10 protein-coding genes, 1 tRNA gene and 1 pseudogene are annotated in these 13,190 nt (G+C 40.6%); 4 read left to right on the plus strand and 8 right to left on the minus strand.

Annotated features, from left to right (window positions below):
* On the plus strand, positions 1–76 hold a 76-nt coding region (locus HMPREF1024_RS31690; protein WP_225622900.1), incomplete at its 5' end, for a hypothetical protein.
* A 39-nt stretch (positions 77–115) separates the two neighbouring features.
* Here the strand turns inward: HMPREF1024_RS31690 and HMPREF1024_RS20390 are convergent.
* From HMPREF1024_RS20390 to HMPREF1024_RS20365, 6 genes are all read right to left on the minus strand, one after another.
* Entirely contained in the window at positions 116–889 is a 774-nt protein-coding gene (locus HMPREF1024_RS20390) for a Gfo/Idh/MocA family oxidoreductase (protein ID WP_009307867.1), read from the minus strand.
* Positions 879–1,856 carry a Gfo/Idh/MocA family protein gene (locus HMPREF1024_RS20385; protein WP_009307868.1) on the minus strand — a complete coding sequence of 326 codons (978 nt, stop codon included), beginning with the start codon at positions 1,854–1,856 and terminating at the stop codon, positions 879–881. Before HMPREF1024_RS20385 ends, HMPREF1024_RS20390 begins: the two co-directional genes overlap by 11 nt.
* 14 nt (positions 1,857–1,870) lie before the next feature.
* Positions 1,871–3,304 carry a glycoside hydrolase family 1 protein gene (locus HMPREF1024_RS20380; RefSeq protein WP_009307869.1) on the minus strand — a complete coding sequence of 478 codons (1,434 nt, stop codon included), beginning with the start codon at positions 3,302–3,304 and terminating at the stop codon, positions 1,871–1,873.
* Between the two features lie 14 nt (positions 3,305–3,318).
* Positions 3,319–5,226: a beta-glucoside-specific PTS transporter subunit IIABC gene (locus HMPREF1024_RS20375; RefSeq protein ID WP_009307870.1), complete on the minus strand. Its 1,908-nt coding sequence runs from the start codon at positions 5,224–5,226 to the stop codon at positions 3,319–3,321.
* A 77-nt stretch (positions 5,227–5,303) separates the two neighbouring features.
* A complete protein-coding gene (licT, locus tag HMPREF1024_RS20370) occupies positions 5,304–6,140 on the minus strand; it encodes a BglG family transcription antiterminator LicT (RefSeq protein WP_009307871.1) in 837 nt (278 codons plus the stop codon).
* A 376-nt stretch (positions 6,141–6,516) separates the two neighbouring features.
* A complete protein-coding gene (locus HMPREF1024_RS20365) occupies positions 6,517–7,695 on the minus strand; it encodes an MFS transporter (protein ID WP_223369819.1) in 1,179 nt (392 codons plus the stop codon).
* 316 nt (positions 7,696–8,011) lie between these two features.
* On the opposite strand from HMPREF1024_RS20365, the pseudogene HMPREF1024_RS20360 reads away from it, so the two are divergent.
* The 3 genes and pseudogenes from HMPREF1024_RS20360 (at position 8,012) to HMPREF1024_RS20355 (ending at position 11,640) form a co-directional block, all read left to right on the plus strand.
* Positions 8,012–9,154, plus strand: a pseudogene (locus HMPREF1024_RS20360) (IS3 family transposase).
* A gap of 446 nt (positions 9,155–9,600) precedes the next feature.
* Positions 9,601–10,167: a hypothetical protein gene (locus HMPREF1024_RS31540; protein WP_009307875.1), complete on the plus strand. Its 567-nt coding sequence runs from the start codon at positions 9,601–9,603 to the stop codon at positions 10,165–10,167.
* 342 nt (positions 10,168–10,509) lie between these two features.
* Complete coding sequence (locus HMPREF1024_RS20355) at positions 10,510–11,640, plus strand: hypothetical protein (RefSeq protein ID WP_009307876.1); 1,131 nt, start codon at positions 10,510–10,512, stop codon at positions 11,638–11,640.
* Between the two features lie 109 nt (positions 11,641–11,749).
* On the opposite strand, the gene HMPREF1024_RS20350 is transcribed toward HMPREF1024_RS20355, so the two are convergent.
* Positions 11,750–12,919, minus strand: a complete 1,170-nt coding sequence (locus tag HMPREF1024_RS20350) for an integrase arm-type DNA-binding domain-containing protein (protein WP_009307877.1) — start codon at positions 12,917–12,919, stop codon at positions 11,750–11,752.
* Positions 12,920–13,082: 163 nt separating this feature from the next.
* Positions 13,083–13,158: transfer RNA gene (locus HMPREF1024_RS20345), tRNA-Thr, on the minus strand.
* Positions 13,159–13,190 lie beyond the last annotated feature (32 nt).

The raw sequence follows: 13,190 nt of genomic DNA on the forward strand, positions 1-13,190 counted from the left end.
ACTGGCGATGTTATTCACCCTGGCCAACCTGTTTCGGGTGGACCAAATGATACGTCAGTGGGAGAGATCTCAGTAAAAACCGGAAATAACGCCAGAAATGGTGGAAAAAAATAGCCTAAATAGGCTGATTCGATGTGTTTGCGGGAAAAAAATCGGCCCAGATCCGCGAAATTTTAATCAGCGAGTCAGCTTGGGAAGAAATGACCTGCTTATTCGCACCTTCCTTAAGCCTCTTGTACATCAAGTCGATATCAAAATAATCATTCATTCGACCGGGGCCAAGAAGCTGTCTGACATCAAAATGGACATTGTCAGGTTTTCCGAAGAGTGATATGACCTGATCCAGCGTATGACAGGCATGTCCGTAAAGATAGGAATGAGCTCGACTAAACGTGGTGGATGCTTCAGGCACTTCAGGGCGAAAATAATCATAATGCATTTCCAGTTCGATTAAATCACCCAATTTTCCGCTACGAATGACCTCCTGAACCGTCAAGAAATCGCTGTCAAAACGGCGGTTCTGATAGCACTGAACCATTACGCCTTTCTCTTTAGCAAGACGGAAAAGTTCGACAGCCTGCTCAGAGGTTTCAGTAAAAGGCTTTTCGACAACACAGTTTTTACCTTTATTGATAGCCTGTTTCGCCAGCTCATAATGGAATTCAGGAGGCGTTGTTATAATTACCGCCTGAATTTCATCATCGTTCAGCAGATCATCGATATTTGTAGTATAGCTGATACCGTCTATTTTGGGCCAACCAGTATTTTCAACAGGAGAGAAAATACGCTTAACGCTAATCAGATCTTTTAATTTAAGTGAAAAAGGCAGGTGATAGCGATTGGTGCTTTTTCCATTACCGATATAACCAATGGTGAGTTTACTGGACATGCGTATTCTCCTTTGTAACCTGTTTACTTACTGTCTCAAGTATTTCAGTTGCAATAATGCTATTTTCTAACATTTTAGCGGCTTTTTGAAAATCATCGGATTCAATGATCCGAATAAATTCTTTAAATTCAGGAATAAGGCGGTGCCCGTTCCACTGTTCAGATTCAACAAACGATCCGTCGTTAAATCTGATTTTATAACCTGTCAGGGTATTCACTGGTGATTCCAGAATAATACATCCCTTGTCGCCCTGAATCGTCGATACCGCAGGTGCCTGGCAATCTTTGGCACCAATACATACGGCTTTGAATGTTGGATAATTCAACACGAGTATGCCGCTGGTATCAACATTGTTCATAATGTTTGGCATATAATGATAAGAATCAGGACGCCCGAACATCCCCACAACCAGATGCAAGTTGTAAACATTAATATCCAGCATCGCGCCGCCACCTCGTGAAGGGTCAAACGCGGGGTGAATTATACCCTGCCTGAAGTCGTTATATCTCGATGAATATTGGCTGTAATTAAGAGAAACTAATTTTAGCTCGCCGAGTTGTTTCAGGTTTTTTCTGATTAACTGTACTGGATAGAGATAATGAATATTCATTGCCTCAAGAATGAAACATTTCTGCGCTTCAGCAATATTTTTTAATGCCAGTAATTCTGCTATAGACAAGACTATCGGTTTCTCAATAATAACATGCTTCCCAGCATTCAAAGCTTTCTGAGCAAATGAGAAATGAAGATGATTAGGTAGGGCAACATAGATGACATCTACATTACTTGCAAGCATGGCGTCATAATCAAAAAAGACTTCATCAAGCCCATAACGGTCTTTTAATTCTAACGTTTCGTTTCTTGTTTGCTCTGTTCCCAGCACAGAAATATAATCAAAGCACAATTGGTCAATAACGGTAAGCAGATCTTTTACGATCATACCAGTACCCAGAATGCCTATTTTCATCTTTAGCTCCTCACTCAATATGTTATCTTTGTAGTAATATTTTCATCGTTCAATGAGGCACCGTTAGTGCTAATGACGTCTTTATACCAGTAGAAAGATTTCTTTTTATAACGTGCAAATGAACCTGAGCCATCGTTGTTACGATCAACATAAATCAGGCCATAACGTTTACTCAGTTGCGCTGTTGCTGCACTTACCAGATCAATACAGCCCCAGCAGGTGTAACCCATAACTGGCACACCATCTTTGATAGCTTCACCAATCTGAACAAGATGGTCATTCATGTAACTAATGCGATAGTCATCGTCAACAGTAAAACTGCCATCCTTAGTCTGTACTAACCGGTCTACGGCCCCAAGACCATTCTCAACAACAAATAATGGTTTCTGGTAACGATCATAAAAATGATTCAAAACGATACGCAACCCTCGCGGATCAATCTGCCATCCCCATTCACTAGCTTTCAGATAAGGATTGGGTACACCACCAAGCAAATTCCCCTCTCCAGCAGAGATAGATTTATCGGCTGTCTCACAGACGCTGACATAATAGCTAAATGAAACAAAATCAACGGTATTCAGTAATGCCTCTTCGTCACCAGGCATGAATTTGATATTTATATCATTTTCACGGAAGTAGCGTTTCATGTAGTTTGGGTATTTTCCTCTTACATGGACATCGCCAAAGAAATCATTCATATGTTCCGCTTCCATCACTGCAATCACATCTTCAGGTTTAGGGGAAAGCGGATACACAGGCATGCTGAGAATCATGCAGCCAAATTGAGCATCTGGAATAATAGCCTTACCTGCCTTGGTAGCCAGTGCACTGGCGATCAGTTCGTGATGTACTGCCTGATAGAGATCTTGCTTACTCAGTTCAGACATGGGAGTCATAATTCCGCCGCTCATCAGTGGATGATGAAGAACAGAGTTGATCTCGTTAAATGTCAACCAATATTTAACTTTATCTTTATAGCGATTAAATAACGTGGTTGCGTATGTTAAATACAATTCGACCAAGTTTCTAGATGCCCAACCATTATATTTTTTCGCCAAATTATAAGGTGTTTCATAATGAGAAATTGTGACTAAAGGCTGGATCCCATATTTCAAGCATTCATCAAATACACTGTCGTAAAACGCTAACCCTTGCTCATTCGCGATCTCATCGTCGCCATTGGGATAAATACGTGACCAGGCAATTGAAATACGAAAAACCTTGAATCCCATTTCAGCCAGAAGTTTAATATCATCCTTATAGCGATGATAGAAATCGATCCCTTCAAGCTTTAAATTATCTGGGGTTGGTGTTTCTGTCATTGGCCCCATAATACCCTTGGGCATGAGATCTTGAATACTCAGCCCTTTACCATCAACATTGTATGCACCTTCACACTGGTTGGCTGAAATCGCACCGCCCCAAAGAAAATCACTATTAAAAACCATTACATATTCTCCCATTAAGCCAGTGATAAAAGAGGTTGTCTTACATGAGCAATTTGCTCTGAATAAGTGTCTACTTTCTGATAATTCTCTGAGTTTGCAATAACCACAATCGTTGTTATGTCATAGCCAAGTGACTGAATCATCTCAATATCGAACTCGATCAACAGGTCACCTTCTTTTACCGTATCGCCATTATTTACAAATGAGGTAAATCCGTTGCCGTTAAGTTTTACGGTATCAATACCAATATGAATCAGTAATTCAATGCCAGTTTCAGAAGCCAGACCTATAGCATGTTTCGTCGGGAATATTGACAGTACAGTGCCATTGAAAGGGGCATATACGCGGCCTTCATCAGCAATGATACCAACACCTTTACCCAAGGCTTCTGTAGAAAACGTTAAATCATTTACCTTAGACAGCGGTACTATCTTACCCGTTACTGGTGAATTTAAAATCTGTCCATCGATTGTCTTGAAAGTTGAAACGATGCTTTGCGAATTTTCATTGTTTTTTCCTTTCAAGTCACTTAGCTCAATGTTTTTTTCATCAGCAGGGTCGTCAAAGCCAAGGATGAAGGTTAAAGCCATGGTCAAGAAAATCACCATAAGAGCGGCTGAACAAGCGAAGATAATATTGCTGTGGTTTTCCGGATTGATAAACATAGGTAATGCAACCAGAGAGGAAATACCGAATGCAAAGGATTTTAACTTTACCAGACAAATGAACAAGCCAGTGATACCTGATGCAATGCATGCCGCAATCATCGGTTTTTTCAACGGCAAATTGACCCCATACATGCACGGTTCGGTAAGACCTGAAAATATACAGGTAAAACCTGCCGCCAGAGATGTCTGTTTAAGTTTAGAATTACGGCTTTTGATCCCTACAGCAATACTCGCAGCACCCTGAGCCATATTTATAACCAGCATGATTGGCAGGATAAGTCCGTCACCCTGGCCTGATGCAAGAGAGCCAAGAACAATGGGTGTAAATGCCCAGTGCAGGCCAGTCATCACGATAAAAGGCATGAATGCAGCGAGCAACACCATCGTCAGAAGGTTCAAGTGCGACTGCATAAGTTCTACGCCTGAGGCTAAGCTGGTCGCTAAAAAAGTTCCTACAGGTCCAATTATGGTAAAGGCAATAGGGGCAGAAATCAGGATAATAAGCGCTGGGTTCAGAAATGTTTTTGTCATCGAGGGAGTAAAGCGATCAACAATTTTTCCGGTACAGGCAACGATCCAGGCAATCAGGATAGCGGGTATGATGGTTGAAGCGTACTGCGCTGACATCACAGGAATACCCAGGAACGTCACGTCAGTCGTTTTGGCTTCGTTCATCACCTCAATAAACTGAGGGTTTAACAGTACTGCCGTCACAACGGCTGCGAGTACCGGGTTGGCATTAAATCTTCTGGCTATTGCATAAGCAATAAAAATAGGCATGAAGTAAAAAGCAGAATGACTAATAATTGATAGAAAGCGTAATGTTGAGTTGTCTTGCCCGAGGAAGAAACTCATGATGATAACAATCATCTGGATAATCCCCGCGCCAATAAGTGCGGGGATTACTGGTGTCATTGACGAAGCAATAATTTCTATAGCACCAGTAATGACTCGTTTAACAATATTTCCTTTTTGCTCTTTTTTTACGCCTGACGAATGTTCTGAAACAGGCCCAATAATTTTTTGAATGGCGTTAAAAAAATTGACAACCTCTTTACTAATGATTAATTGATACTGCCCCCCCTGACGGACAATCCCTGTCACACCTGATATTGATTTTATTTTTTCATCATTAGCCAGACTTTCATTTTTAAGTTCAAACCGCAGACGGGTCATGCAGTTATATACGTTATCAATATTTTTGGCACCACCAACCTCATGAATAATTTTCTCGGCTATTTCATTATAATTCATATGCCAACTCCCTTGTAATAAGATAGGGTAAGTTCAGATCTATTCAGGATCCGGACAGGATAAAATAAGTTTATTGCTTAGCTATCAGATTTAATAAGTCTATTAATATGCACAACAAGATACATTGTTTCTTCTTCAGTCATTTCATGCTGATAACCATTAAAGATATAGCTCTTTATTTTTTCTGCGCAATGATATTCATTCGGATATTCACTACGTAGAACTTGATAAAAAGCACTATCTTTACTGGCATAGGTCTTATTTTCTTTAAGACGCTGCATGAAAAATCTAAGATGTGTAAGAAAACGATTATAATCAAGTCCCTGATCATCAAAAATAATATTAAAATGATATTTTATTATGTTCAGAACATCCTGTATCAAGTGAGTAACCTTAACAGTTTCGTCGAACGTCCCCCCAGCTTCAGCATTGACTATGTGGAGTGCAATAAATGCCGCCTCGTCCTCAGGTAATCGAATCCCCGTCTTATGAAAAACCATATCGAGCGCAATCATACCAAGTTTATACTCATGATAATAAAATCGCTTAGTCTCCCATAGTAGTGGATTACTCAGAATGTGCCCTTTCTTACAGCGTTCAATAGCAAAACTGAGATGGTCAGTTAATGATACATAGATGTTGTCGCTAACCGACTTACCAAGTGAGCATTTAACATAGCTAATGATTTCGTCGGCAAGCGAGATATGCTCTAACGGTATCTCAGTAACTAATCTTCTAAATTTAGTCTGAGTCTCTTCATCAATAATAGAAAAGCATTTTTCAATCTTATCCGTCACGATATTATCGCCAACAGATACACCGAAGCCAAGACCTTTGCCAACAGCGATACATTCTTTTCCATTATCATCCAGGCAAATTACCTGATTATTATTAAGTATTTTGGCTACCTGCATTTATCACCTCGCATATAGAATCTGTATAATGCAGACATAAAAAAGACCAGATCGTTTTTGCACGTATACGTGAAAAACAAACCTGGTCATGCCGACGATTATGTGTCGTAACACCCATCTAGTCTGATTGTCTTTGACAGCAACTTTACGGTTTTCACTGCCTGTTGAATGTGACGAACGTCAAAAAAAATAAACACAAGTACGAATCAAATACTATTTTCACATCGATAGGATAAGCATTAAATAGTTTGTTGATTTTTATTCAACGCCCCGTTTAACGTCATTAACGATTCCCAGTCTACTTAAAAATAGAACGAAGTTAAGCATCAATATAGATTCACACTGTAATGTTAACAAAAAACTACAACAATAATTATTATGTTGTTTTTCTCGTCATTCGTACTGATAAATACATTAAAATTAAACCGATAAAAGAAAAGCAAACTCCAACCCAACCAGTTGACACCCATGAGCCACCATAGGCAATAGCAAGCCCTCCAAAAGATGCCCCAAGCGCATTTGAAATATTGAACGCACTATGCGTCAATGATGAGGCCAGGGTTTGCGCATCTCCGGCGATATTCATCATATGCGCCTGAAGCGCAGGTACCAGGGCAAAGCCATTTCCGAGCATGAATATGGTAAATAAAACTGAACCTTTCCACTGTGCAAGTAACGCAAATAGTCCTAAAAATATTATATTCCAAACGATCATTCCATAAATTGCAGGAATCAGTGCTTTATCAGCTAATCTTCCTCCCACAATATTCCCGGTAACCATCCCCATCCCCCAAAGCACAAGTATCCAGGGAACGTGATTAAGAGAGAAACCGCTAACTTGAGTCAATGCTGGCGTTATAAAGCTATAAACGGCAAACATCCCGGCGAATCCCACTGACGCAACACCAAAGGCCATCAGTACCTGGGGACTTCGTAATGCACTGAGTTCCTTAAGAGGGGTGGCATTTTTATCTGGCGCAATCCCAGGAACAAATAGTGAGACCATTAATCCAGTCAGAACAATACCAAGACAAACGAATGTAAAGGACATGCGCCATCCCAGTTCTTGCCCAGCCCAAGTCACCAGGGGAACTCCGGCAACATTAGCTATACCTAATCCAAGCATGACATAGCCGATATACCTCGCTTTTTGGTTTTCCGGGACCATTGATGCAGCGACCAATGCTGCAACGCCATACCATGCCCCATGTGGGAGACCAGAAATAAAACGAGCAACCATAAGGGATGAATAGTTCCATGACAGGGCACTTAACGCATACCCTATGACAGCAATCACCAGTAATGTCATCAAAAGCACTTTACGAGGCCACCTGGCAGCAAGGACAGCAAGTGCAGGTGCTCCAATCACGACACCAGCTGCATAGGAGCTTATGTACGCACCTGCTGCGGGTACAGATACAGAGGTTCCTGCTGCCAGATCGGGTAAAAGACTCATGGGTGCAAATTCACCAGTTCCTATACATAATCCTCCACTGCCCAGTGCTAGCATTGCCAGTAACAAACCAGAGCTTGGTACTGTTTTTTCTTGATCCATACTTTTTGTCTGAGACAGCATTAGGCAAACATCTCCTGTTGTTCTGGGCATCGAAATCAGAGCAAACTGTCTAAACCTATGACGACATGCGTCATGTGAACATACAGATGGTTTATTTTTGATGCGCATGAGGGAATAATGTTGAGATGGATTTAACTATACATGAGTATATATGCAATAACGTTTAGATATTTCAGAAGCTCCATTGAATATAATTCATCATTAGCATTGAAAATTGAAAGTTAACTAAGTTCAGAAGCTTAGTGTAAGCCCATTTGCCAATTGATCTCCTCCCTGAAAACAGTGCCAGGCTAAACTGAAGCCTCCGGTCTTTCTTCCATCTCACGGAGAGGCACATCGCCATGAAAAGACCCGCTATACCGAAGAACAGATAGCATTTGCGCTGAAACAGGCCGAAACCGGCACCCGCGTCGGGGAAGTCTGCCGAAAGATGGGCATTTCTGAGGCCACTTTTTATAACTGGAAGAAGAAATTCGCCGGTCTGGGCGTGACCGAACTGCGGCGTCTGCGGCAACTGGAGGATGAAAATCAGCGGCTGAAGAAACTGGTGGCTGACCTGAGTCTGAACAAGGAGATGCTGCAGGAGGTACTGAAACAAAAGTTCTGAGGCCGGCTCAGAAGCGTCAGGCGGTGCATTTTCTGCGGGAGGCTTACCGTACAGTGTCCGACGGGGATGCGGACTGCTGATGCAGAGCAGAACCGTTTACCACTGGCAGAGCTGGCGGGATGATCGGGCGATAACCCTGTGTATCCGGGAAATAGCGGAAACCCGGATCCGCTACGGTTGCCCGCGTATTCATATTCAGCTGCGGCGGGAAGGCTGGCCTGTTAACCACAAGAAAACATACCGGATTTACTGTCTGGAAGGCCTCAACCTGCGCAAAAAGCGCCCCCGCAGGCATGTCAGTGCAGCACATTGTCAGCAACGTCCGGTCCTGACCGGTGTCGATCAGTGCTGGAGTATGGCTTTCGTGTCGGATAACCTGTTTAACGGACGACGTTTCCGGGCGCTGACTGTAGTGGATAATTTTAGTCGGGAGTGTCTGGCGATCCATGCCGGAAAGTCGCTGAAAGGTGAGGATGTGGTCGGTGTGATGGAAAGGTTGCGGGTGCTGGGCAAGCGCCTGCCGGTACGTATTCAGACAGATAACGGCAGCGAGTTTATCTCGAAAAGTCTGGATAAATGGTCGTATGTGCACGGGGTCACAATTGACTTCTCCCGCCCCAGAAAACCAACGGATAACCCATTTATTGAATCATTTAACGGCAGTCTGCGGGATGAATGCCTGAACATCACTGGTTTCTCTCGCTGGAAGATGCACAGGACAAACTCGACAACTGGCGCAGGGAATATAATCATGAGAGAACGCATTCATCATTAAATGACATGACTCCGGCTGAATTCATCCTAAGTATCCGGAAAGACGAAGATCTCTGATTTAGCACTGCACTGATTTGGGCCAAGGTCACCATGATGTTTCGGAAAATCAATAAATTGATCCTTACTAAAGATAGATCAAAATCTTTACCTTTATAAATTCACGTAGACACTACGAATTTTATTACATTTACTTAGGTACTTTCTCGTTACCAATAAAAAATTGAGAATATAACTTCAACATAACCATTTAAGAAGAAAAATTAATTGAATTAATAAAAAATCAAAAATTCCATCAACGTTAATCTTTAAATCTCTATTTTCGATACACTTGTTGTGATTTTCCAAGTCTTAAAAAGGTTAACGCATAAGCCGCTCAAGTCAGTAAGTGCCTCATCACATAGAATAAAAAACAACAATTGTGATATAGATCACGAAAATTGTGCATAGCGCTCATTGAATAATTACTGTAATATATTGTTATTTCAAACTTTGTGATGACGATTATGGGTGAATTTTCAAAATACGTTGGTGAAGTAGGCGAAGATATTGTCAATGATTTTCTAACTCTATTTGGTTGGCGAAACATGTGCAATAATAAAAAAGTAGATTGCTGTGTTTCAACACATGAAAAAATAACACATGGTGTCGATGCTTTATACGTATATGATTCTCTACTTCAAAAACAGACATTAGTTAGTGTTGTTGTTTCTGCTAAATACTCTGCATCATCTTACACTAGTGTCAAATCAACCTTTAGAGATCATTTTAAAGATATTGCAAACACAATTGAATGTTACAATAAATCACAACTAAAAAGAAACATTACCAAAAACTTTAAAGGCAGTTCTCGAAAAGAGGATATTGGTGTATTGTTTTATTTAAACAATGATGAGAATGAAGAAAAAGATAACATTAAAGGTACCATAGCAAATACCAGAATAGAGAGTACATTAAAATTTAATACAATTCATGTCATTGATAACGCAAGAGCTAAATTTTTATTTGAGTCATTAAACTTCATTAGAAAAAATATAAAGATTGTGATTTTTTTTGCAATAATACAACATTAAATATAGCATCTTCAAAAACACACACAAAAATCATGCCAGTAGAATATATCACATCACCAATAATCCCTATATCTGTTGCATCTGAAAATGGTCGAAGATTTATTTTGCTTTGCGATTTCGATTTTAGTAAAGAGTCCCTCATTCTTGTTTTCAATTTAGCCAGAAAATTATGCTCTGACTTTTCAAGTCACTATGAAATATACTTCAGGCAATATAACGCGCTCACCGACGATCCTATAATAGATGAAGTTAAAATGTCACAAATAAATGAAGATGATGACATCATAGAGAGCATAGATGTACAAATCTCATCTTATAATTCTAACTTCAGGAATATCAAAAATGAGAAATAAAATTGACTTCATTCCATCTGGTGACGAATTAAAAAATCTAGTTGGACAAATGAACTGCACAGCCACAATAATTAATAATATATTGCGGGAGAGAGGGGTATTCTGCTCTTCTTCAGAAAAGACTATAACAGTACCCAATCTAATAACTTCTTTTTTGAGCCCTGAAGAATCCTATGAATTACTCCAAAGCATCAAAACAAAAGAAAAATTAGATAAAGTTAATTTTCGTAATTTTGAGATTGATAATGACGCTGAACTTTTAGAAGAACTTAGTGGATGTATCGATGTTGATGATTTAATAAATAACGAATATACTAACATTGAAATTTCTGATTTTAACGATTTTACATCATTAGATGGTAAATCAAATAATTCTATAATAATGGAGTTCGAGTTATGTCGTAAAGATATATTAGATGATTGGTATATCACCGAGAAATTTTTCAGAGGTTCTGTAGAAATTAAGAAAGATTATGATGGCGAACGTGCTCAACTATTAATGAATGTTAAATTGAATCATACATCACCAGAAACAAAAGAAATATCTGAACGAATTGTGTCGTTAGTTGAAAGTAAACTCCTTAAAGATCAAATCATCAAAGATTCCCCTCATGGTGGGAAAGTACTCTTTGACGATTTTGAAAATGAATATCGTGTATCATTTTTAAGCGAACTTGCTAAACAGCACATTGGGTATGAATTTTACTATAAAAAAATTGATGATGTTCATTTCAATCCAGATAAAGATGCAGATTACTCTACACAACCTAAATTAGTAACTAATTTCCTTGAAAAAGATATTGAGCAATATCGGGTTAAAGGGGATCTTGATAAAATCATATCAATAAAATGGAAACATATTCACCCATACGTTAAAGTAACTAAAGTATTAGCTAGTTATACAATTGCACATGGTAAATATGAGGGCGATTGTAAAGTCTCATATGAATTTAGCGATTACGGACGTAAAAACTCTCATAATCCAGAATTATGCATTACTGTTGTAAACATAAAAATGAAAGGGGCCTCTCAAGAGAGGTTGAATGAAATACAAGACTTAATAATGCGACAAATCGAGACAAGAAAAGCTGAATTACTCCGTAAGTACAAAAAATCATAATCATGAAACCCCATCACTAATTAAACAGAGATGGGGTTATATAAATGTTAAAAAACTTTCTTTTGTTAAATAAAAATTTCAAAAAAAATCATCAGTAATGACATATTATTTATAACAGTTTTAAATAATCACTATACCACTGCATCATCTCTCTCCGTCCCTCCATATACTGCGCATGGTTATACGTCCCACGAATCGCGTTCTTGTCCACGTGCGCAAGTTGGGTCTCAATCCACGCAGTATTAAATCCTTCCTCATGTAAGATTGTGCTCATGGTGTGACGGAAACCATGCCCCGTTACCTTCCCCGTATACCCAATCCGCTTAAACACCTGATTAATACTCGCTTCGCTCATCGTTTTGCGGGGATCATTCCTCCCTGGAAACACAAGAGGATATTGCCCAGACATCACTTTGAGCTGCTGTACGATCTCCAGCGCTTGGGTAGAGAGGAGGACAAGGTGAGGGCGTTTCATCTTCATACGCTCCGCGGGAATTTCCCACACCGCTTTTTCAAGATCAAACTCACTCCAGAAAGCACCTCGAAGCTCGCCGGTACGAACTCCCGTAAGGATCAGCAAACGTGCGGCAAGAACAATTAACGGGCTGCCTGTATAGCCAGAGAGAGCTTTAAAGAAGTCTGGTAACTCCTCAACGGTAAGGAAGGGATAATGCTTCGATTCATGCCCTGACATCGCACTGGTTAGATCTGCAGCAGGATTGTATTCCGCGCGTCCAGTAACGATGGCGTAACGAAAGACTTCACTGCAGCGCTGACGAACCTTCTTAGCCTTCTCTGTCGCACCACGGCTTTCCATTCTACGCAGCACATTCAGCAGAACCAGTGGTTTGATTTCATTCACCGGCTGCTGGCCGATATAGGGAAAAATATCTTTATTGAAAGCTTCGATAATGTCGGAGGCATAACCCTCTGACCATCGGCTCACCTTCGTTCCGTGCCATTCAAGCGCCACAGCCTGAAATGTATTATGGAGCCGCACATCCCGAACCAGCTTTTCTTCTTTCTTGGCAAACGATGGATCGATACCCTCGGCCAGTTTTTTCTTGGCTTCATCGCGCAGTGCCCTCGCTTGTGCAAGGGACACTGCTGGATAGACTCCAAAAGCCATACGCTTCTCTTTTCCATTGAAGCGATATTTCATCCGCCAGTATCGTGAACCAGAGGGAACAACCTCAAGATACAAACCAGCACCATCTGCCAGCTTGTAGGCTTTCTCTTTGGGTTTAGCAGCATCTACCTGCCGCGCATTTAACTTCATTGGGGGCATCTCCCTGGACCGAACACAGAATGCCCCCACTTATGCCCCCAACTGTAACTTGATTCCGGTTGAGTCCCGTTGATAACAGGAGATAAAATACGGGCCAGAAACCGCAGTATACGGGCTTTAAGTTGATTTCGGTAGACTTGGGAAGAGTTTGAAATGGTGCCGATAATAGGAGTCGAACCTACGACCTTCGCATTACGAATGCGCTGCTCTACCAACTGAGCTATATCGGCCCTGCAAGAGGTGTTCACGAGGGTGAATCACG

The sequence above is a fragment of the Klebsiella sp. 4_1_44FAA genome, assembly GCF_000238715.1.
In the GTDB taxonomy this organism is placed as follows: domain Bacteria; phylum Pseudomonadota; class Gammaproteobacteria; order Enterobacterales; family Enterobacteriaceae; genus Klebsiella; species Klebsiella pneumoniae.

Bases quoted from the DNA above. Each gene is read 5' to 3' on its own strand.
- HMPREF1024_RS20390 (WP_009307867.1), bottom strand. From the start codon at position 889: ATGTCCAGTAAACTCACCATTGGTTATATCGGTAATGGAAAAAGCACC.
- HMPREF1024_RS20385 (WP_009307868.1), bottom strand. From the start codon at position 1,856: ATGAAAATAGGCATTCTGGGTACTGGTATGATCGTAAAAGATCTGCTT.
- HMPREF1024_RS20380 (WP_009307869.1), bottom strand. From the start codon at position 3,304: ATGGTTTTTAATAGTGATTTTCTTTGGGGCGGTGCGATTTCAGCCAAC.
- HMPREF1024_RS20375 (WP_009307870.1), bottom strand. From the start codon at position 5,226: ATGAATTATAATGAAATAGCCGAGAAAATTATTCATGAGGTTGGTGGT.
- licT (WP_009307871.1), bottom strand. From the start codon at position 6,140: ATGCAGGTAGCCAAAATACTTAATAATAATCAGGTAATTTGCCTGGAT.
- HMPREF1024_RS20365 (WP_223369819.1), bottom strand. From the start codon at position 7,695: ATGGATCAAGAAAAAACAGTACCAAGCTCTGGTTTGTTACTGGCAATG.
- HMPREF1024_RS31540 (WP_009307875.1), top strand. From the start codon at position 9,601: ATGGGTGAATTTTCAAAATACGTTGGTGAAGTAGGCGAAGATATTGTC.
- HMPREF1024_RS20355 (WP_009307876.1), top strand. From the start codon at position 10,510: ATGAGAAATAAAATTGACTTCATTCCATCTGGTGACGAATTAAAAAAT.
- HMPREF1024_RS20350 (WP_009307877.1), bottom strand. From the start codon at position 12,919: ATGAAGTTAAATGCGCGGCAGGTAGATGCTGCTAAACCCAAAGAGAAA.